The following is a 21,932-nucleotide window of genomic DNA, read 5'->3' on the forward strand; positions in this document are numbered from 1 at the left end:
CATCAGGGCATTCTCCGGCGTGTTGAAGGAGACCCGACCAATGCTTGCTCGCCGCTTCACCATCGTCTGCCTGCTGATGAGCCTGTTTGGAATGTTCTTCGCCATCCTCGTCGCTGAAGCGGGTCGTCCGGCCCGCGCCTGGGACGAAGCCAGTTCCAGAACCTGCCGCCTCGCCTGCCCCACCCACCTTCGCAACTAAACAAAAGAGCCAGACCTCAAAAAGAAAAGCTGAAACACCATGAACCGCATCGCCGCCACCGCACTAAAGATCCTTCGGCTCCTGCCGCGGGCGGCGCTTATCCTGGCGGTTCTGGCCGCTCCGGTTCTGGCCGTGCCGATGATGCGCGCCGATGCCGGCTCGACGATCGAAGCGCCGGCTTTGAAGAAGTCCGGGATCGGCTTTGTGCTCCTGGTCAGCCTGCAGCGCGGATAAGCACGTTTCGTGCATGTCGCCCAAAATCGCTGCGCTCTTTGGGGCGACATGCAGCGGAAAGAAAAACGACCCTTAAGCCGCCTTCGGTCGCGACACCCCTCCCAAGTGCCGATCCAAATCTCTATATTGAGTCATGGAAAAGCGAATCTACCCTCAGGCCATCGAATCTGTCGTCATGCCGGAGCCTTTTGGCCGGCAAAGCTTTGATCGCGCCGAAAAGGCCGTCGCGGCACTTCGGCTGCTTTACGACCGCAACACCAAGTTCCTGCGCGACTCCTTTGCTGAACTGGCGGCGGCGGGCGGCGACAATGGCAAGCGCTACCGGGCCTTCTACCCGGAGATCGGCGTCACCACCACCTCGTTCACCCAGATCGACTCGCGTCAGGCCTATGGCCATATGCCGACGCCTGGGCATTTTTCGACCACCGTTACCCAGCCCGCCCTGTTCGAAAGCTACCTTGTCGAGCAGTTGCGTCTGATCATGCGCAATCATGGCGTTGCGGTCACGGTGTCGGAATCGACCACGCCGATCCCGCTGCATTTCGCCTTTCTCGAAGGCACCCATGTCGACGGCGCGGCGGCCGAACGCATCAAGCGGCCGATCCGCGACCTGTTTGACGTGCCGGATCTCGACGGCACCGACGACCAGATCGCCAACGGGACTTTCGAAGTGGCCTTGGGCGAACCGAGGCCGTTGGCGCCCTTCACGGCGCAGCGCATCGACTATTCGCTGCATCGCCTGTCGCACTATACGGCGACCACGCCACAGCATTTCCAGAATTTCGTGCTGTTCACCAACTACCAATTCTACATCGACGAATTCGTTGCCCGCGCTCGCGACCTGATGGCCGATGGCGGCGGCGGATATACCGAATTCGTCGAGCCGGGCAATGTCATCACCTTGGCCGGACAAAGCGCGCCCGGTCTCGGGGTCGCGCCGCCTCGCCTGCCGCAGATGCCGGCCTATCACCTGAAGAAGCCGAACCATGGAGGCATCACCATGGTCAATATCGGCGTCGGGCCTTCCAACGCCAAAACGATTACCGACCACATCGCCGTGCTGAGGCCGCATGCCTGGGTGATGCTCGGTCACTGCGCCGGGCTGCGCAATACCCAGGCTTTGGGCGACTATGTGTTGGCGCACGCCTATGTGCGCGAGGACCACGTCCTCGACGACGATCTTCCGGTCTGGGTCCCGATCCCGCCGCTGGCCGAGATCCAGGTGGCGTTGCAGGAAGCCGTCGCCGAAGTCACCGGCCTGTCCGGCTACGACTTGAAGCGCATCATGCGCACAGGCACCGTCGCCACCATCGACAACCGAAACTGGGAACTGCGCGACCAGCGCGGCCCAGTGCAGCGCCTGTCGCAGTCGCGGGCGATCGCGCTCGACATGGAATCTGCGACCATCGCCGCCAACGGCTTCCGTTTCCGCGTTCCCTACGGCACGCTGCTGTGCGTTTCGGACAAGCCACTGCATGGCGAGTTGAAGCTGCCCGGCATGGCGACCGAATTCTACAAGCGCCAGGTGGCGCAGCATCTGACCATCGGCATCAGGGCGATGGAAAAGCTTGCGGAAATGCCGATGGATCGGCTGCATTCGCGCAAACTGAGAAGTTTTTCGGAGACCGCGTTCCAATAGGATGATCTGTGCGCTGCCCGAGCATCTCGTCATCTTGATTGGGCCGCATTTCTGCCGATAACCAAGCCGGTATTTTCCGACCATCCGCGCGGACCTGACCCGATGAGACGCAGTCGACACATGGCGGCATCACTGGCATTTATCGCGCTGATGATGTTCTCGGTTGCGCTGGTCGCCGGGTTCTTAGGTACCTTGCATCCGGCCTTCGATTCTTTCTCGCATTTCCGCGTCCACCTTGCCGTGTTGATGGCGCTTTGCGCACTGCCGCTGCTGGCCACGACATTTCGCCTGCAAGCGGCCGTGGCACTGCTTTTTGCCGTGGCGGCCTTTGCCACGACCTTGAATACATTGCCCAGTCTATGGCCGGTTCAGGCTGCCTATGAAGCCAAGGTCGAAGATCGCGCGATCTACAAGTTGCTGCAGATGAACCTGCGCTACAACAATCCGACGCCGAAGAAGGTGCTGTCGCTGATCGGCCGGACCAATCCCGACGTGATCACCCTCGACGAGGTGTCGGCGATGTGGACGACCGAGCTTGGCTATATCAGCAGTGCATATCCATACCGGATCCTCTGCCCTTATCCCAACGGCATATTCGGCGTCGCGCTGATCTCGCGGCGGCCCTTTGCCGCCGGCACCGAGGCGCGTTGCGAACGGCGCGGCGCCATGGCGACAGCGACCGTCGACTTCGGCGGCATTGACGTCGATGTCGCCGCTATCCATCTCAGTTGGCCGTGGCCACGCGAGCAGTATTGGCAGATCGGCGAACTTGCGGAATCGCTCTCCGCGCTCGGCGAGACGGCCATCATGGCGGGCGACTGCAACGCCGTGCCGTGGAGTGCTGCCGTACGGCGCGTCGCCTCGCTCGGCGGCCTGACCGTCATGCCGTCCGCCGGACCGACCTGGATCCAAATCAGGCTGCCGGACTTCGTGCGGCGCTTCGCCGGCCTGCCGATCGACCAGGTTTTCAGCAAGGGCGGGCTGACCATCCATTCTGCAACACGTCTGGAGGACACTGGCTCGGATCACCTGCCGGTGATGGTGGAGTTCTCGCTCAGGGAGGCACAACAGAAGCCGGTCGATGATCATGAAACCGCGACCGCGGCGATAGTCCAGACCGGCAGGACGCCAGGTTAAGAGATCAAGGCTTGATCAAAGCGGTGATCAGATGCTCGACATGGCCACCGTCGCGATGCTCGCGGGCGTCGAAGGCGATCTGCTTTACCTCATACGCGGCATAGGTAGCCTTGATGCGCCGCTGCGCCTCGCGGCGTGTCTTGGAGCAGGACGGGTCGTCGGCAATCCTGAGGCCGGAGATGGATGTTTCGATGGCCCGCATCATTTCCCTGGCGATGCGACCATGGGTTTCTTCGTGCGCGCGGACGCCGGCGAAGAACCGCGACCAGTGCTTCTGGAGCGCCGGCGCGGTGGCCGAGGCGAGACGCGGAAACGTGTAAAACAGATTGAGCGTGCCGTCGGCCCGCCGCAGGCGGCAGAAGCCATTGTCCTGGCCGGCGTCAAGGTTCCAATCCACGGTGTAGCCCGTCTGGGCGATAGCATGCGTCATGAAGCCGTGCTTCGGCCCCTTGCGGTCCATCGCCTTCATCAGCGCCAGGCCAGTGTTCCCGGTGATGTCATAGGTCCGCGTCTTGATCAGCACCCTGGTGCCAGCCGAGGCTATCGAAGCCGAACCGCACACAGCGCCGATCACCACAAGGCATACTAAAACCGCCAAGCGCATTGGCCATCTCCCTGTCGTCTGGGGATGGAACCACAAGCGCGCGGCAGTTTCAACAGCCCTAATATTTCACATGCCCGGCAACCCGGGCCATGACCAACATTTTGCGTGCGGCCGGCGAGACGGTCCACCAGCGCGTAGCTTACATACCTTGGTAGACCGGACCTTCGCCACCTTGGGGCGGCACCCAGTTGATGTTCTGGTTCGGGTCCTTGATGTCGCATGTCTTGCAGTGGACGCAGTTCTGCGCGTTGATGACGAAGCGCACGTCCTTTGCCGCGGGATCGGCGGCGGCATTGCCGTCCTTGTCGACCCATTCGTAGACGCTGGCCGGACAATAGCGTGTCGAGGGTCCGGCAAAGACATCATGCTCGGAGCGCTTCTGCAGGTCCATGTCGCCGACAACCAGATGGACCGGCTCGTTTTCCTCGTGATTGGTGTTTGACAGGAACACCGAGGACAGGCGGTCGAAGGTCAGCACGCCATCCGGCTTCGGATAGGCGATCTTCTCGTGCTTGGCGGCCGGCTCGAGCGTGGCATAGTCGGCCTTGCCATGCTTCAGCGTGCCGAAGGGCGAGAAGCCGAACAGCGTGTTCAGCCACATGTCGAGGCCACCAAGGCTGATGCCAATGATGGTGCCGAAGCGCGACCAGAGCGGCTTGACGTTGCGCACCTTCTTCAGGTCCTTGCCGATGTCGGTGTCCCGCCATGCAGCCTCGTAGGAGGAAAGCTCGTCATTGGCACGGCCGGCGCCGATCGCCTCGGCGACATGCTCGGCCGCCAGCATTCCCGAAAGGACCGCGTTGTGGGAGCCCTTGATGCGCGGCACGTTGACGAAGCCTGCCGCGCAGCCCATCAGCGCGCCACCGGGGAAGGAAAGTTTCGGCACTGACTGCCAGCCACCCTCGGTGATGGCGCGCGCGCCGTAACCCAGGCGCTTGGCGCCCTCGAAGGTGCCCCTGATTGCCGGATGGGTCTTGAAGCGCTGGAATTCGTCGAACGGCGACAGCCAGGGGTTCTTGTAGTTGAGGTGGAGGACGAAGCCGACCGCCACCTGGTTGTCCTCCAGATGGTAGAGGAAAGAGCCGCCACCTGTCTTCATGTCGAGCGGCCAGCCGAACGAATGCTGGACCAGGCCCGGCCTGTGGTTTTCTGGCTTGACCTGCCAGAGTTCCTTGAGGCCGATGCCGTATTTGCCGGGCTCGCGGCCATCGGAAAGCTTGTATTTGGCGATCAGCTGCTTGGCGAGCGAGCCACGCGCGCCTTCGCCGATCAGCACATATTTGCCCATCAGCGCCATGCCCGGCGCGAAACCCGGACCATGCGTGCCGTCCTTCTCGACGCCCATGTCGCCGGTCACCACGCCGGTAACGGCGCCGGCGTCATTGTAGAGCAGGCCCGCCGCGGCGAAGCCGGGATAGATCTCGACGCCGAGCGCCTCGGCCTTACCAGCCAGCCAGCGGCAGACATTGCCGAGCGAGACGATGAAGTTGCCGTGATTGTTCATCAGCGGCGGCATCAGGATGTTGGGCAGACGGAACGAGCCTGCTGGGCCAAGGACGAGGAAATGGTCGTCTGTGACCGGCGTCTTGAAGGGATGCCCATCCTCGTCGCGCCAGCCCGGCAAGAGCCGGTCGACGCCGATCGGATCGACGACGGCGCCGGAGAGGATATGGGCGCCGACCTCGCCGCCCTTTTCCAGGACGACGACCGAGAGTTCGGGATTGACCTGCTTGAGGCGGATGGCGGCGGCAAGGCCGGCCGGGCCGGCGCCGACGATGACCACGTCGAATTCCATGCTTTCGCGTTCGATGTCGCTCATCAACCCCTCCGCACTGGCTTATCCCATTTGGGTATCTTGCTGGCTCCTGCGCTGCATAGCGCATCAATCGGCGACAGGAAACCGGCGCATACGTGACAATGCCGTTTTGGCCAAAAAGTCGCGCATTGCGGTGCTGGGCGGCTGTTTTGCCCCGCCGAGGCGCAGCGCGCCCACGTTTTTAATTGTTCGACGGCTTGCTTATCGGCCATACTTCGAACCATGCGCTTTCCTGAGCCAGCCGGCTTTTCATCGACGCGCTTTCTTTTCACGCCCGGCCGTGTCTGCGGGGCGCTCCTTTTGGCCCCTCTGGTGCTGGCCCCGGGCCATGCCGCAGCGGACGAAGTGAAAGTATGGGCGGCAGGCGCCTACTCCTTCTCCGACGAGCTTGGCGGCTTCCACATCACCGGCGCTTCAGGCGTTGGAACGAGAGACGATCCGCTGGTCATCACCGAAGAGCTGAATTCGTCAACGCCGGTGACCCTGACCATCCGCACGACAAAGCCGATCCAGGCTTTCGGCCCGGCCGGCGCATTCGCCAATGGCATCATGTATATGCGCATTGACGTGCTCAACAACAGCGGCCAGGCCTGGATCGAATTCCAGTTCGAGCTGCAGGAGATGCTGAATCAGCCGAGCGTGTTCGGCGACGGACTTTCGTTCGACCAGCGCAACAAGACGCCCGATAACATCTGGTCGAGCAATTTCGCCGATTTCGACCGCGATTTCGAACCCTATGACCGGCTGCTGTTCCGGAATGGCAAGGTCGACCCGCTGAAAACCGCCAGATTCGAATTCCTGATGACCGACTATACGCCGCGCTGGACCTTCTATCTGGTGCAGGATCCACGCATACCAACCGGGTAGAACAACCAGCCAGCCTTGCAAATTGCCGTCATGGGGGCGAATGTGCCGGCATGACTGCCGCTTCCCCACATAACAGACCAGACATTGCCGACCTACTGGCCTTTTATGCCAGCGTCGGCGTCGACGAGGCGCTTGAAGACCAGCCGGTGAACCGGTTCGCCGAGGTCGTGCCAAAGCCGATGGAGCGTGCGCCGACGGCGACGCCCTCGGGCAATACCGCCGCGCAGCAGCGTTCAACGACCGTGTCTCGCCCCGAAGCCATCGACAGAGCAAATGCACCACCCGTTGCACGCGCACCGTCGGCGACGGTTCCCGACGAAGCGCAGGCGGCGCTGGCCCGCCAGTTGGCAACGACGGCAACGACCCTGGACGAGCTTCGCCAGCACATGGCGGCGTTCGACGGCTGCAATCTCAAAGCCACGGCCAAGAACCTTGTGTTCGCCGACGGCAACCCGGAAGCCGCCGTGATGCTGGTCGGCGAGGCGCCGGGGCGCGACGAGGACATCGAGGGCCTGCCCTTCGTCGGCCGCTCGGGCCGGCTGCTCGACCGCATGCTGGCGGCGATTGGGCTCGACCGGACCTCGGTCTACATCGCCAACGTCATTCCGTGGCGGCCGCCGGGCAATCGCACGCCGACGCCGCACGAAACCGAGATCTGCCGGCCGTTCATCGAGCGGCAGATCGAACTGGTCAATCCGAAAGTGCTGATCAACCTCGGCGGTCCGTCGGCCAAGACCTTGCTCAACACCAGCGAAGGCATCCTGCGCCTGCGCGGCAACTGGCGCGTCCACACGACGGCATCCGGCGTCGCCATTCCCGCCATGCCAACGCTGCATCCCGCGTATCTGCTGCGAACGCCGTCGCACAAGAAGCTGGCGTGGCGGGATTTGCTTGAGGTGAAGGCGAAATTGCGGGCGATTGGCTAGACGCTTGGCGGCCCTCCCTTGTGGGAGAAGGACAGGACCATAACCTCGCAGGTAATTGAAATGCGCTGTCCGCCGATCTAACCATGCCTCCATGACATCAGCCCAAAATACCACCGGCAGCCTCATTCGCGAATGGCGGACGCGCCGACGAATGTCACAGCTCGAACTCGCCATGGAGGCCGAGATCTCACAGCGGCATCTGAGCTTCGTCGAAAGCGGCCGCGCCGCGCCCTCGCGCGACATGGTGCTGCATCTGGCCGAACAGCTTTCGATCCCGCTCAGGCAGCGCAACCAGTTGCTGCTCGCCGCCGGCTTTGCGCCGAGCTTCGGCGAGCGCTCGCTGACCGACAAGACATTGGCGCCGGCGATGGCGGCGGTCGAGATCGTGCTGAAGGGGCATGAGCCATTCCCGGCACTCGCTGTCGACCGCTACTGGAACCTGGTTTCGGCCAATGCCGCTATCGCTCCGTTCCTAGCCGATGTCAGCGAGCCGTCGCTGCTCAAGCCGCCGGTCAACGTGCTTCGCCTCAGCCTGCACCCCGGCGGCATCGCCCCGCGCATCGTCAATCTCCAGGAATGGCGGACGCATCTGCTCGAGCGTCTCAAACACCAGATTGACGCCAGCGGCGACCCGGTGCTGGTCGATCTGGAGCGCGAGTTGCGCAGCTACCCGTCCGGTTTGAAAGGCAGCCGGCCGGCGCCGGTCGAGCCGAATGCCATCGTGCACCCGCTCAGGCTGGCGCATGGCGATCAGGTTTTGTCGTTCATCAGCACCATCACGGTGTTCGGCACACCACTCGACGTGACACTGTCGGAACTGGCGATCGAATCGTTTTTCCCGGCCGATGATCAGACGAGGACGGTTCTGGTACGCTTGGCGAAGGAGCGGGCAGAACGGTCGTAATCAGCCTTCTGGCAAAGACGCCTTGCGGGTGCGAGTGCGCTCCAGGCCAAGCTGGCGCTCGCGCCAGATGATGAATATCCCGGCGGCAACAACGATTAGGCCGCCGACAAGCATGTGAGCCGTGGCAACGTCGCCGAAGACGAGATAGCCGACAACCAGGCCAAGGATCATCGAGCTATATTCGAACGGCGCCACCACCGAGGCCTCGGCATGGCGATAGGCTGCCGTCATCAGAATCTGGCCGAGGCCGCCGCAGAAGCCGGCGGCAACCAGAAGAGCCGCCTGGAGCGGTGTCAGCATCCGCCAACCGAACGGCAGCGACAAGAGCGACATGACGCTCGCCGTCACCGAAAACCACAGCACGATGGTCGCGGTGCGTTCGCTTTGCACGAGATTGCGCACCAACAGCATGGCGACCGCCGAGATCGCCGCGGCGACAAGGGCGGCAATGACGCCAAGCACCTCCTGGTCGTCGAGCGCCTGGTCGGAACTGAGCAGTGTCAATTCCGGCCACGAGATGATCAGCACGCCGACCAGGCCAACCGCAACCGCGCTCCAGCGATAGACGCGGATGGTTTCACCGAGAAAGATCGAGCTGAATACCACCACCAGCAGCGGCTGCGCGTAGTTCAGCGTGATCGCCTCCGGCAGCGGCAGCCGCGTCAGCGCGAAAAAGCCGAGCCCCATGGCGCCGACGCCGACAAGGCCGCGGGCGATGTGGTTGAGCGGGCGCTTGGTGGTGAAGGCAGTGCCGAGTTTTCCCTTGAAAGCCAAAAACGCGATAATCGGGAAGATAGCGAAGAAAGAACGGAAGAAGACGATCTGGCCCGCTGGAACGGTGCCTGCGGCCTTGATGCAGGTCTGCATGCCGACGAAGACGGCCACCGACACGATCTTGAGCATGATGCCGGTGAGCGTGTTGTGCCCGCCAGCATGGTCGCTGACTGTGGGGCTGCCGTGGCCGGCTTTCACGCTCCCACAGCTTCGCGGATGGTTGCCCAGATGCGCGCCGGCGTTGCCGGCATGTCGATGTGCCTGACGCCATACGCGCGCCAGAGCGCGTCGGTCACCGCGTTGAGTGCGGCCGGGGTCGAGCCGATGGTGCCGGCCTCGCCTGCCCCCTTGATGCCGAGCGCATTGGTGGTCGAAGGCACGTTGCGGGTCTCGAAATGGAAGAACGGGAAATTGTCGGCGCGCGGCATGGCGTAGTCCATGAAGCTCGCCGTCAAAAGCTGTCCGTCCTCGCTGTAGATCGTGTCTTCGATCAGTGCCTGGCCGATGCCTTGCACGACACCGCCATGCACCTGGCCGGCGAGCAGGATCGGATTCACGGTGACGCCGAAATCGTCGACAATGGTGTAGCGGACGATCTCGGTGGCGCCGGTATCCGGGTCGATCTCGACCTCGCAGATATGGGTACCGTTCGGGTAGGTGCATTCGTCCTGCACGAACTCGCCAAAGCCTTTGAGATCATCAGGCGTCTTGGCGGCCTTGGCGATGGTGGAAAAATCGATCGAGCGATCGGTGCCGACGATGCGGGCAGCGCCATCAGACAGCTCGATGTCGCCGGCCGAGGCTTCCAGCTCATCGGCAGCGATGCGCTTGATCTTGTTGGCCAGGTCTTCGCCGGCCCGCGATGCCGACACGCCGCCGAGCGGAACGGAGCGCGAGCCGCCGGTGCCGCCGCCAGCCTTCAGCTCGTCGGTGTCACCCTGGCGGACATGGATCTTGTCGATGTCGAGATTGAGCTTTTCCGACAGGAACTGCGCATAGGCAGTGGCGTGCCCCTGCCCGTTGGTCTGGGTTCCGATTTTCAGCGTCACCGTGCCGTCGCCGTTGAGTTCGACGAAGGCCGGTTCCGATCCGGGGAAAGCGCAAGCCTCGATATAGGTCGCCATGCCGAGGCCGCGGATCTTGCCGCCGGCTTTCGACTGCGCCAGCCGCGCCGGGAACGCTTTCCATTCGGAGCGTTCGATGGCACGCTCCATATGGCCTTCGAATTCACCGGTGTCGTAGAGGCGGCCGGTTTGGGTGCGGTAGGGAAACTGTTCAGGCCGAATGAAATTGCGGCGGCGAATCTCTTCGACAGGCAGGCCGAGATCGTGCGCGCAGGCATCGACCAGTTTTTCCAGCAGGAACGCTGCCTCCGGTCTGCCGGCACCGCGATAGGCGTCGACCGGGCAGGTGTTGGTGTAGAGGCCGGTGACCGAGACGTCGAGCGCCTGGATATCATAGACGCCGGTCGACATGGTGACGCCGATATAGGGAATGAACGGGCCGTATTGCGAGATATAGGCGCCGATGTTGGCGAGCAGGTCCACCTTCATGCCGAGGAATCGGCCATCCTTGTCCAGCGCCATCTCGGCCGTCACGACATTGTCGCGCCCTTGCGCATCGGTCAGGAAGTGTTCGGTGCGGTCGCCGGCCCATTTGACCGGGCGGCCAAGCCGCTTTGCCGCCTCCAGCACCAGCGGATATTCGCGGTAGACGAAGGTCTTCGGCCCGAAACCGCCGCCGACATCCGGCGTGATGACGCGCAGCTGATTCTTCTTGATTTTGAACAGGACGGCCAGAATGTACTGCATGGAATGCACGCCCTGCGACCCCGTGGTCAGCACGAAGCGGTTCTCCTCCACGTTCCACTCGCCGATTGCCGAGCGCGGCTCCATGTAGTTGCAGACCAGCCGGTTGTTGACGAATTCGATGCGCGTGACATGGGCGGCCTTGGCGAAAGCCGCGTCGGTCTTTTTCTTGTCACCCATGTGGTAGCTGAAGGCGCGGTTGGAACCGAGTTCCGGCCAGACCAGCGGCGCGCCTTCGGCAAGCGCCGCTGCCGTCCCGGAAGCCGCGCCTTCGCTGTCATAGTCGACGTCGATCAGCTCAGCGGCATCCTGCGCCAAGGCGCGACTGTCGGCGACAACAAAGGCAACGGCATCACCGACATAGTGGACCCGGTCGCGGCACAGGATCGGGATGTCGCGCGTCGGCGCCTTGGTGCCGTCCGGCTGTTCCTGCATGACGCCGGACCTGAGATCTCCCAGATGAGCAAGATCCTTGCCGGTCAGCACCAGATGCACACCAGGCGCCGTCTTCGCGGCCTCGGTTGAACCGATGGTGAAGCTGGCTTTGGCGACCGGTGAGCGCAGGACATAGCCATGCAGGACCCCAGCCGGCTGGATATCGTCGGTATAGCGGCCCTGCCCCTGGATGAAGGCGGCATCCTCGCGCCGCAGCACGGATGCGCCCATGCCGAATTTCGGTGTGACGACGGTCATGAGTTGCCTCGTGATGATGACGGGAGAAGAACGCCTGAAATAGGCATTGCCTTAGTTTTGTCGAGGGGCCGTTTCGTGTAAAGAGCGCGGACTTCAAATTTCTTGGCCAGCGGACACAATCCGCCGCCAACGCAATCGACAGGAAAGCCACGGAATGCGCACGGACACCGGCCAGGTCTTCAAGCTCGAAGACTATCGCCCCAACGACTACCTCATTCCGCAAACCAACCTCACCTTCCGCCTTTCGCCAGACGCAACGCGCGTCACCGCTTTGCTTACTGTCGAGCGACGTGACGGCGTCTCCATGTCGGCACCATTGGTGCTCGACGGTGACGGCCTGACGCTCAAGCGCATCGAGATCGACGGCAAGAAAGTAAAATCGTCGGATCTTCTAGCGAGCCCAGACCAGCTGACCATCCTCAAGCCGCCCGCCGCGCGTCGCTTCCAGTTGTTGATTGAGACCGAGCTGGCGCCGGCGGGCAATGAAGCCCTGATGGGCCTCTACCGCTCGAGCAATGTCTACTGCACGCAGTGCGAGGCCGAAGGCTTTCGCCGCATCACCTATTTCCTCGATCGCCCCGACATCCTGTCCGTCTACACCGTGCGGATCGAAGCGCTGCGTGACGAGGCGCCACTGCTTCTGTCCAACGGCAACCCGCTCGACAGAGGCGATCTCGGCGACGGCTGGCACTATGCCAGATGGCACGATCCTTTCCCCAAGCCGTCCTACCTGTTCGCGCTGGTGGCCGGCAATCTCGGCCAGCTCGCCGACAGTTTCGTCACCCTGTCCGGCCGCGCGGTCGAGCTCGGCATCTATGTCGAGCCCGGCAAGGAGAAGCTGGCCGGCTACGCGATGGACGCCCTGAAGCGGTCGATGAAATGGGACGAGGAGGCGTTCGGACGGGAATACGATCTCGACGTCTTCAACATCGTCGCCGTGTCCGACTTCAACATGGGCGCGATGGAGAACAAGGGCCTTAACATCTTCAACGACAAATATGTGCTGGCCGATCGCGAGACCGCGACGGACGCTGATTTCGCCAATATCGAGGCGATCATCGCGCATGAGTATTTCCACAATTGGACAGGCAACAGAATCACTTGCCGCGACTGGTTCCAGCTTTGCCTGAAGGAAGGGCTGACGGTCTTCCGCGACCACGAATTCTCCGCCGACCAGCGCTCGCGGGCGGTCAAGCGCATCGCCGAGGTGCGCACCTTGCGCGCCCACCAGTTTCCCGAGGATCAGGGCCCGCTGGCGCATCCGGTGCGGCCGCGCCGCTACCGCGAGATCAACAATTTCTACACGGCGACGGTCTACGAGAAAGGTTCCGAAGTTGTGCGAATGATCCGTACGATTCTCGGGGCCGAGGTCTTTCGCGCCGGCATGGACCTCTATTTCGAGCGGCACGACGGCGACGCGGCGACGATCGAGGATTTCATCAAAGTGTTCGAAGATGCATCCGGCCGCGACCTGTCGCAGTTCGCGCTCTGGTATCATCAGGCAGGAACGCCCAACCTGACGATCAGTTCGACGCACAATCCGGCCGCGCAAGAATTCACGCTCGAAATCGAGCAGTCGGTGCCGCCGACGCCTTCCGAAAGCCGCAAGCGGCTGATGCACATCCCGCTCGCCTTCGGCCTGATCGGCGCCGGCGGCAAGGCCGTGGAGTATAGCGGCGTCGAGGGCGCCAGCATCGAGGACGGCGTCATCCATGTCCGCAAGCGCCGCCACATGGTGCGGTTCTCAGGCGTCGCCGAACGCCCAGCCGTGTCGCTCAACCGAGGCTTTTCGGCGCCGGTGACGCTGTCGGTCGAGCAGAAAGCCGATGACCAGTTCTTCCTCGCCCGTCACGACAATGACGCCTTCTCGCGCTGGCAGGCCTTCAACACATTGCTGACAGATGCGCTGATATCAGCCTTCCGCGAGATCCTCGGCGGCAAGCAGCCCGACTTCGCGGCGCGGCTGACCGAACTCGTCGGCAGCATCGCCGGCGACGAAACGCTCGAACCGGCCTATCGGGCGCTGGCGCTGGCACTGCCGGGCGAAGCCGACATTGCCCGCGACATCGGCAGAAATATCGACCCCGACGCCATCTATGCGGCCCGCGAGGCGCTGGCGCTGGCGATCGGCACCGCAAACCGCGGCGCTTTTTCGAGCCTGTACCTCAGCCTTGCCGACAAGGCAGCGTTCAGCCCTGACGCGGCGAGCGCCGGGCGACGCGCCTTGCGCAACACCCTGCTGGATTATCTGTCGCTGCAGCCGGGCGGAGCGGCCCTCGCCGCCGGGCATTTCCAGTCTGCGACTAACATGACCGACCGCGCGGCCGCACTCGCCGTGCTCGCGCATCGTCACCACGGTTCGCCCGAGGCGATCGAGGCGCTCGCGGCTTTCGAGACGATCTATGGCTCCGACCCGCTGGTCATGGACAAATGGTTCCAGATCCAGGCCAGTGTCCCGGGACCGCAAACGGTCGACACAGTGATGGCCCTGACCAACCACCCGGCCTTCTCGATGGGCAACCCGAACCGCGTACGCTCGTTGATCGGCACCTTCTCCAGCGCCAACCAGACCGGCTTCCACCGGGCCGACGGCGAAGGCTACCGGTTCTTTTCGCAAACGGTACTCGAGGTCGAAAAGCGCAACCCGCAAGTGGCGGCAAGACTGGCGACGGCGCTCAGATCGTGGCGTTCGCTCGAACCTCTGCGGCAGGCCAAGGCCAGGGAAGCGCTGCTTTCGATCGCCAACGCCGAAAACCTGTCGGCGGATCTGAGGGATATCGTCGAGCGCACGCTGGCTTAGACTTGGCTTGCGCCCGAGGGAGGATCGGCCGTTTCGGCATTATTTTAGTCGATTTTTAATCTTTTTTCGCCGGGCCACTGGACAAGGCGAATCACCTTTGATTCTTTACTGACGATTCGGATGTGCGGCGTTTGCCGGATCAAAGCAGCATAGGCAAATTCGGGGAGTGCCATTTATGGCGAAGGCGGACGCGTGGGGCGCGCCCGAAGGGACGGCTTTTGCGCATCGCGAGACGCGCAGCGACGGTCTTGCCGGGAATACGCGGCTCATCGCCGAACCGGCGTACCGACGACTTCTGGCCGCCGAACCGCTGCTGCGCCGATCGATACCCGTCCTCATCATCACCTTCCTGATCGTCATCGCGGCGCTGCGCGTGCTGTCGCTGCTGAACGAGCGCGACGATGTCGAGCGCAATGCCAAGGCGATCCTGACGCTGGCGGCGGGCCAACTGGCCAGTTCGCTCGCCACCACTTCGGACACGGTGCCTGGCGCCATCCAGGATCTGCTGGAGACCACAAGCCGTCAGGGCGCGATGGACCGCAGCCATGTGCTCGTCATCACCGACAGTGCTTTCAAGATCATCGCGGTGACGCCGCGCTCGATACCATGGCAAGGCCATTCGCTCGACGGCCTCGTCGAGGGCGGTCAACCCTTGTTCATGTTCGGCGATCGCGCCGGCGTCATGGAAGTCAACATTGACGGACGGGACTGGTATGCGGCGGTCAGCCTGGCAAATGGCCAGAAGGGTGCTGCGGCGGCCCTGGTGCCGCAGGACGCGGTTTTCGAAGCCTGGCGCAAGACTGTTTCGCTGAACGTCACCCTGTTCGTGCTGACGGCCGGCGTGCTGATCGTCATCCTCTATGCCTATTTCGGCCAGGCGGCACGCGCACAGGCGGCTGACCGCATCTACCTCGAAGCGCATCAGCGCATCGACATGGCACTGGTTCGCGGCCGCTGCGGCCTGTGGGACTGGGATATGGTGCGCGGCAAGATGTACTGGTCGCGATCGATGTATGACATGCTCGGCTACAGGCCCTGCGACACGATGCTGTCCTTCGGAGAAGTCGATCAGATCATCCACCCCGAGGACGGCGACCTGTTCGAGCTTGCCAATAGAATTGTCGCACGAGAGATCGATCACATCGACCAGGTGTTCCGGATGCGGCATGCCGACGGCCAGTGGGTCTGGATGCGCGCACGGGCACAAGTCATCGATCCGGAAGCGCCGGAGATCCAGCTGATCGGGATCGCCGTAGACGTCACCGAACAGCGTCATCTGGCGCTGCGTTCCGAGGCCGCCGACCTTCGCCTCAGAACAGCGATCGAGAACATCAACGAATCCTTCGTGCTGTGGGATTCGGCGCAGCGCCTGATCATGTGCAATTCCAAATACCAGCAGGACAACGGGCTTTCGGACCGCGACGTGATGCCGGGCGTCACACGAGCGGCTCTTGAAGAACGCATGCAGGCCTTTGCTTCCGAGCGGCGGCTTGCCAACACCAGCGGACTGCAAGGCGGCGCCACTTTCGAGCGGCAGCTGGCCGATGGCCGCTGGCTGCAGGTCAACGAACTGAAGACCAGGGATGGCGGCATCGTCGCCGTCGGTTCAGATATCACCCAGATCAAGCTGCACCAGGAGAAGCTGGTCGACAGCGAGCGCCGGCTGATGGCGACGATCCATGATCTCAGCCTCGCGCGGCGGGCGGAAGAGGAGCGGTCGCGCGAACTGGTCGACCTCAACCGCAAATATATGAAGGAAACCGAACGCGCCGAGGCGGCGAACCGGGCCAAGTCCGAGTTCCTGGCCAACATGTCGCATGAGTTGCGCACGCCGCTGAACGCGATCATCGGCTTCTCCGAACTGATGGAACAGGGGCTGTTCGGCCCGCTCGGATCGGAGCGCTACGAGGAGTACGCGACCGACATCAACAGCAGCGGCAAATATCTGCTGGGCGTCATCAACGACATTCTCGACATGTCCAAGATCGAGGCTGGCCAGTTCTCGCTGGACCGCGAAGAGATCGACCTCGGCCCGCTGATCAGCGAAACCGTTCGCGTCGTATCGTTGCAGGCGGCGCAAAAGGCCATCACCGTGGAAACCCGCATCGCCGACGCGCTGACGCTGATCGCCGACCGCCGTGCGATCAAGCAGATCGTCATCAACCTTTTGTCCAATGCGGTGAAATTCACCGGCCAGGGAGGCCACATATCGGTCAGGGCCCGCAACACGTCCGCCGCGCTGGTGCTGACGATCGAGGACAATGGCTGCGGCATCCCCAAGGATGCGCTCGGCAAACTCGGACGGCCCTTCGAACAGGTGCAGAACCAGTTCTCCAAGAGTCACGCCGGGTCCGGCCTTGGCCTCGCCATCTCGCGCTCGCTGGCTGAACTCCAGGGCGGCGCGCTGAAGATCCGTTCGACCGAAGGTGTCGGCACGATCGTATCGGTGCGCATTCCGGTGAAGAAAGCCGCGTCGGCGATCAGGGCCGCGGCCTGAGCAGCAGGCTCCGGCCTGCACCGCCGGAGCCTACTCCAGACAGCCTCACTGCATATCGCTGTCTTCGCCGTCGTCACTCCATTGGCGGTGGCGGCCGAAGCGGCCGCCCTTCGGCAATTCGCCCTTTTCGATCTTGCCGTCATTGTTCCTGTCGAGCATCGCAAAGATTTTCTTCTCCCGACCGGCGATGTCGTCTGCCGTCAGGGTGCCGTCGCCCTTGGTGTCGTAGCGGGCGATGATGCGTTTGGCCATCTGCTCGAAGCGCGCCTTCTCCAGCGCCTCGGCGAGCTGGGCGACGGTCAGCTTGCCGCCATTGTCGGCGACGAGTTTCTTCAGCCGAGCGTTCATGGCGTCGGAGAACTGGTCGAAGGTGATGGTGCCGTTCGAATCCTTCATCGCCTTGTTGAGTCGCATCATCGTGCCCTCGCGCATTTTTGCGCTGACATTGTTTTCGGCGTAGGCCGCGGAGCCGACAGCACCGGCCAAGGCTAGGAAGGCAAGGGCAAGTTTGGTTGTCTTTCTCATGGTCTTCTCCTGTTGCATCGTCACCCCCGATGCGGTCCGAGACAGCCGCTCGTCGCGATCATCCCGTACGAAGCAAAAGGTCGAAATCTTTCCTGACCTTTTGCGACGTCTCTTTGAGATGTGCTTCCAGCACACCGAAATCCGGCAGGTCTGTCACCGCCAGAAGCAGATCCGAAAGCCCGGGCGGAACATCGTCGCGCTCGAAGGCTCCGGTGAGGCACAGCCGCGTCATCTGGGTCAGTGCCAGATAGAGCGCATAGGCATCGCCAAGCTCCTGCCTGACCCCGGCATCGGCGAAACCCGGCGCCAGATGCGACAGGATCTCGGCCGTACCGGTGGCGCGTGCAATTGGCACGGCCGGGGCACGTAACCCGGCCTCGACCTGCCCGGTGATCACAGCCACCTGAGCGATGAATTCGAGATCGATGAGGCCGCCGGGGATCAGTTTGATGTCCCAGAGATCGCGTGGCGGCTTTTCCTTTTCGATCATGGCGCGCATGTCCGAGGCCTCGGCCATCACTTTTGCCGCATCGCGCGGTTGGCCGAGCACCGCCGCCACTTCCGCCTCGACCTCGCTGCACAGGCTGGCGTCGCCGGCAATGGCACGCGCCCGCGAAAGCGCCATGTGCTCCCACGTCCAAGCCTCCTGGCGCTGGTACTTCTTGAAGGCATCGATATGGGTGGCCACCGGACCCTTGTTGCCCGATGGCCGCAAGCGCAGGTCGAGGTCGTAGAGAACGCCCTCCGCCGTCGGCGCGGACACCGCCGCGATCAGCCGCTGCGTCATGCGGGTGTAGTAATGCGAAGGCGCCAGCGGCTTATCGCCATCGGATTCCTCGGCATCCGGTGCGTGGTCGTAGAGCAGGATCAGGTCGACATCCGAGCCGGCGGTCAACTCTCGGCTGCCGAGTTTGCCCAGGCCGAGCAGGGAAACCACGCCCCCGGCAATCGTGCCGTGGCGCGCTGCGAATTCGGTTGTCACCGCCTGCAGCGCCGCCTCGATGGTAAGATCTGCCAGGTCGGAAAAGGCGTGGCCGGCGCGCACCGGGTCGATCGAGCCGGCCAGCAGCCGCACACCGATCAGGAATTTCTGCTCGGAGGCAAATATGCGCAGCCGGTCGAGCACGTCCTCATACGGCCGGTCGCCCTCGACGAAGGCGGAAAGCCGCGCCGACAGATAGGCGCGGTCCGGCAGCTCCGTCAGCAAGGCCGGATCCAGCAAACCGTCGAAAACATGCGGCCGGCGCGTGATGATCGCTGCCAGCCGGGGTGCCGCACCCATGATTGTCGCCAAAAGCTTGAGCAGGGCCGGATTGGACTGCAGCAGGGAAAACAGCTGGATGCCGGCCGGCAGGCCAGCGAGAAACTCATCGAAGCGCAACAGGGCCTCATCAGCCCTGCGCGTCTGGCCAAAGGACCGCAACAGCGCCGGCGTCAGTTCCGTCAGCCGCTCGCGTGCCTCCGCCGACTGGGTGACGCGATAGCGGCCGAAATGCCAGCCGCGAATGACGCGGCAGATGTCGCTTGGTCGCTGAAAGCCGAGACCGTGCAAGGTCCGCAACGTATCGGGATCGTCGACATCGCCGGTGAAGACCAAATTGCCGATGCCGGTTGAGAGTTCCGGCGCGGTTTCGAAGAGTGCCGCGTAATGGCGTTCGACCTGCTGCAGCGAAGCGCGGAACGCTTGGGAAAAGGCAGCAGAATCGGCAAAACCCAGCATGCGGGCGATTCGCTCCAGCCCCTCATCGTCATCCGGCAGCGTGTGCGTCTGCTCGTCGGCAACCATCTGCACGGCATGTTCGACACGGCGCAGGAACCAGTACTGGCGCGCCAGCGCGTCACGCGCATCGGTGGTGATCCAGCCACGCGCCGCGAGCTGGCCGAGCATCGGCACGGTCTCGCGGCCACGCAGTTCCGGAAAGCGTCCGCCGGCGATGAGCTGCTGGGTCTGGACGAAGAACTCGATTTCGCGGATACCGCCGCGCCCGAGCTTTACGTTGTGGCCCTTGACGGCGATCTCGCCATGACCCTTGTGGGCGTGGATCTGTCGCTTGATCGAATGGACGTCGGCAATCGCCGCGTAGTCCATGTATTTGCGCCAGATGTAGGGCTGGAGCTCCTTGAGGAAGGAGGCGCCCGCGGCCAGGTCACCGGCCACCGGACGCGCCTTGACCATGGCGGCGCGCTCCCAGTTCTGGCCGCGCGCTTCATAGTAGCGTAGTGCGGCCTCGACTGGGATCGCCAGCGGGGTTGAACCCGGATCGGGGCGCAGCCTCAGATCGGTGCGGAAAACATAACCGTGCTCGGTGCGATCCTGCAGGATACGAACCAGGCGGCGCGTCAGGCGGGAAAACAATTCGGTGGCGTCGAGCGGATCGATCACGGCCGGCGCTTCCGGATCGAAGAAAACCACGAGATCGATGTCAGAGGAGAAATTCAGCTCGTGCGCGCCAAGCTTGCCCATGCCGAGCAGGATCCAGCCCGATTTCTTCGATGGCCTGTCGAGATCCGGCAGTTTGAGCTTGCCCTGGCCATGCGCGTCGCGCAGCAGGAAGTCGACGGCCGCACGGGTGCAAGCATCGGCAAGGTCGCTCAACCGCCGAACCGTCAGCGCCGTTTCGGCCTCGCCGGCAAGATCAGCCAGCGCGATCAGGAAATGTGCCTCGGCCTTGCACTGGCGAAGTTCGCTCATGAGCCCGGCTTCCGATACCTCCTCGGCCAATGGCGCCTGGTCGATGGTGGCGCCGATCGCTTTCAGCCTTACCTCGACCGTCTGCTCGAACAGCCCATCTAGAATCCGTGGCCGGCGACGTGCCGTATCGCGCAGGAAGGGCGACAGATCGAAGATGGCTGCCAAGAGATCCTGGCCCTCCCCTTTACGGGCCAGGAACTTGGCCAGCCTTGTCAGCCCCTCTTCGCCTGCGGCGGAGGCGATCTCGGCCATTTCTTGCCGCGCCCGGTCCTCGTCTAACGGGGCAAGACTGATCGCCGGCTTCAGCAGCCAGTCCGTCACCCTCGCAGCCGTGCTCATCAGTGATCCTCCCGTGCCGGGAAACTCATGACCACAGACAGTCCAGGATTGCCGGGCGAGAGATCAAGCCGGCCATTGTGGAACGTCATGACGGCCTTGGCGAGGCTGAGGCCAAGGCCGGAACCCGGCTGCGATCGGCTTTTTTCCAACCGCACGAAACGTTCCGTCGCGCGGGCACGGTCGGCGTCGTCGGGGATGCCGTGGCCATTGTCGATGACCGAGAGCCGAACATCCGTGCCGGCTCGCTCGAGGGCTACGCGCACAGCCGGCTGAGCGGCGTCAGTCGAATATTTGATGGCGTTGTCGACGATGTTCGACAGCGCCTGGCCGATCAGTTCGCGGTTGCCATTGACGAAAACCGTCTCCCGCACGTCGGTCTTAAGCGAGACGCCCGCCTCCTCCGCCACCGGCTCGTAGAGTTCGACGACATCGCGAACGGCCTCGGAAAGATCGACGCGGTCGATGTTCTCCGAGGAGTAGCCAGCCTCAAGCCGGGAGATCATCAGGATGGCATTGAAGGTCTTTATCAGTTGGTCGGACTCGGCGATGGTGCCTTCCAGTGCCTGACGGTAGTCGGCGGTCTTGTGCTTGCCCGAAAGCGCCGCTTCTGCCCGGTTGCGCAGCCGCGTCAGCGGCGTCTTCAGATCATGCGCGATGTTGTCAGAAACCTGCTTCAAGCCTTCGTTGAGCGTGGCGATCCTGGCCAGCATCACATTGAGGTTTTCGGAAAGCCGGTCGAACTCGTCGCCGGTCCCGGTCACCGGCAGCCGGCCGGTCAGGTCGCCACCCATGATGCGGCGGCTGGCCTCCGACACACTGTCGATGCGCTTCAGCGCCGCGCGGCCGACGAAGAACCAAATCAGCAGCCCGCCAAGCCCCATCATGCCGAGCGCCAGCATCAGGGCGCGACGGATCACGGCGCGAAAACGCTCCGGCTCACCGAGGTCACGGCCGACCAGCATGATCATCTGATTTGGCAGCCGCAGCACCAGCGCAATGGCATTGTGGCCCGTTTCGCCCTGGGCCTGCGGGTCGTTCTGCTCGGTTTGGTTGGTACCCTGCTCGGCGGGCAGATTGCGCAGACGCTCGAGCTCTCCTTCGCCAAAGCGCTGATAGGAGAACGGGCTGCTGGTCCAACCTTCGGTTTCGAGAACGCCTGGTTCAAGGCTCTGCACATTGCCGGTCAGAATCTGGCCGTTGGCGTCGGCGATCAGATAGAGGTTTGCGCCGGGCTGGCGCGAGCGCGCCTCGACCACACGGACCAGCACCGGCAGGCCGCCGCGTTGATAGGCGCGAGCCAGACCGAGCACCTCGTCATTGATGGTGTCCTGGGTCTGCGCCGTCAGCATGCGCGCCGATAGGGAGGTCATGTAGAAGACGAGCGCCACCGCGCAGAGCGCGAAGAGCAGGAGATAGAGCGCCGAAAGCCGCGCTGCCGTCGTCTTCATGATGGCTGGCACGGAAAGAGCCATGCCGCC

16 protein-coding genes are annotated in these 21,932 nt (G+C 63.2%); 9 read left to right on the forward strand and 7 right to left on the reverse strand.

Features of this window, described 5'->3' with window-relative positions:
* The first annotated feature begins 40 nt into the window (after positions 1–40).
* The 4 genes from NKI20_RS08455 to NKI20_RS08470 all read left to right on the forward strand — a co-directional run bounded on the left by NKI20_RS08455 (position 41) and on the right by NKI20_RS08470 (position 3,209).
* Entirely contained in the window at positions 41–199 is a 159-nt protein-coding gene (locus NKI20_RS08455) for a hypothetical protein (protein ID WP_168992200.1), read from the forward strand.
* 39 nt (positions 200–238) lie between these two features.
* Positions 239–433: a hypothetical protein gene (locus tag NKI20_RS08460; protein ID WP_352599260.1), complete on the forward strand. Its 195-nt coding sequence runs from the start codon at positions 239–241 to the stop codon at positions 431–433.
* A 175-nt stretch (positions 434–608) separates the two neighbouring features.
* Positions 609–2,072 carry an AMP nucleosidase gene (locus NKI20_RS08465; protein WP_352829804.1) on the forward strand — a complete coding sequence of 488 codons (1,464 nt, stop codon included), beginning with the start codon at positions 609–611 and terminating at the stop codon, positions 2,070–2,072.
* 102 nt (positions 2,073–2,174) lie between these two features.
* Entirely contained in the window at positions 2,175–3,209 is a 1,035-nt protein-coding gene (locus tag NKI20_RS08470) for an endonuclease/exonuclease/phosphatase family protein (protein ID WP_352829805.1), read from the forward strand.
* 4 nt (positions 3,210–3,213) lie between these two features.
* Here NKI20_RS08470 and NKI20_RS08475 read toward each other — a convergent pair whose 3' ends face one another.
* Positions 3,214–3,813 (reverse strand): DUF922 domain-containing Zn-dependent protease, encoded by a 600-nt coding sequence (locus NKI20_RS08475; protein ID WP_352829806.1) that lies wholly within the window; start codon positions 3,811–3,813, stop codon positions 3,214–3,216.
* A gap of 139 nt (positions 3,814–3,952) precedes the next feature.
* A complete protein-coding gene (locus tag NKI20_RS08480; protein ID WP_352829808.1) occupies positions 3,953–5,632 on the reverse strand; it encodes an electron transfer flavoprotein-ubiquinone oxidoreductase in 1,680 nt (559 codons plus the stop codon).
* 219 nt (positions 5,633–5,851) lie between these two features.
* Between NKI20_RS08480 and NKI20_RS08485 the strand changes: the two genes are divergently transcribed.
* From NKI20_RS08485 to NKI20_RS08495, 3 genes are all read left to right on the forward strand, one after another.
* Complete coding sequence (locus tag NKI20_RS08485; RefSeq protein WP_352829810.1) at positions 5,852–6,496, forward strand: hypothetical protein; 645 nt, start codon at positions 5,852–5,854, stop codon at positions 6,494–6,496.
* Positions 6,497–6,546: 50 nt separating this feature from the next.
* Complete coding sequence (locus NKI20_RS08490; protein ID WP_352829811.1) at positions 6,547–7,422, forward strand: uracil-DNA glycosylase; 876 nt, start codon at positions 6,547–6,549, stop codon at positions 7,420–7,422.
* 91 nt (positions 7,423–7,513) lie between these two features.
* Positions 7,514–8,326, forward strand: a complete 813-nt coding sequence (locus NKI20_RS08495) for a helix-turn-helix domain-containing protein (protein WP_352829813.1) — start codon at positions 7,514–7,516, stop codon at positions 8,324–8,326.
* Here NKI20_RS08495 and NKI20_RS08500 read toward each other — a convergent pair whose 3' ends face one another.
* Both NKI20_RS08500 and NKI20_RS08505 read right to left on the reverse strand, forming a co-directional pair.
* Positions 8,327–9,229, reverse strand: coding sequence for a DMT family transporter (locus NKI20_RS08500; RefSeq protein WP_352829945.1), 903 nt, complete (start codon positions 9,227–9,229; stop codon positions 8,327–8,329). It abuts the gene before it with no gap.
* Positions 9,230–9,294: 65 nt separating this feature from the next.
* Entirely contained in the window at positions 9,295–11,601 is a 2,307-nt protein-coding gene (locus NKI20_RS08505; protein WP_352829815.1) for a xanthine dehydrogenase family protein molybdopterin-binding subunit, read from the reverse strand.
* 154 nt (positions 11,602–11,755) lie between these two features.
* On the opposite strand from NKI20_RS08505, the gene pepN reads away from it, so the two are divergent.
* Both pepN and NKI20_RS08515 read left to right on the forward strand, forming a co-directional pair.
* A complete protein-coding gene (gene pepN, locus NKI20_RS08510; protein WP_352829817.1) occupies positions 11,756–14,401 on the forward strand; it encodes an aminopeptidase N in 2,646 nt (881 codons plus the stop codon).
* Between the two features lie 175 nt (positions 14,402–14,576).
* Entirely contained in the window at positions 14,577–16,898 is a 2,322-nt protein-coding gene (locus NKI20_RS08515; protein ID WP_352829819.1) for a PAS domain-containing sensor histidine kinase, read from the forward strand.
* A 45-nt stretch (positions 16,899–16,943) separates the two neighbouring features.
* Here the strand turns inward: NKI20_RS08515 and NKI20_RS08520 are convergent, their stop codons facing one another.
* The 3 genes from NKI20_RS08520 to NKI20_RS08530 are packed head-to-tail and all read right to left on the reverse strand — an operon-like array spanning position 16,944 to position 21,926.
* Entirely contained in the window at positions 16,944–17,423 is a 480-nt protein-coding gene (locus tag NKI20_RS08520; RefSeq protein ID WP_352829821.1) for an EF-hand domain-containing protein, read from the reverse strand.
* A gap of 58 nt (positions 17,424–17,481) precedes the next feature.
* Positions 17,482–20,454, reverse strand: a complete 2,973-nt coding sequence (locus NKI20_RS08525; RefSeq protein WP_352829823.1) for a bifunctional [glutamine synthetase] adenylyltransferase/[glutamine synthetase]-adenylyl-L-tyrosine phosphorylase — start codon at positions 20,452–20,454, stop codon at positions 17,482–17,484.
* On the reverse strand, positions 20,454–21,926 hold the full coding sequence (locus NKI20_RS08530) for a sensor histidine kinase (protein WP_352829824.1): 1,473 nt from the start codon (positions 21,924–21,926) through the stop codon (positions 20,454–20,456). The genes NKI20_RS08525 and NKI20_RS08530 overlap by 1 nt, the downstream gene beginning before the upstream one ends.
* Positions 21,927–21,932 lie beyond the last annotated feature (6 nt).

This window comes from Mesorhizobium sp. M0830 (genome assembly GCF_040319965.1).
GTDB lineage: Bacteria > Pseudomonadota > Alphaproteobacteria > Rhizobiales > Rhizobiaceae > Mesorhizobium.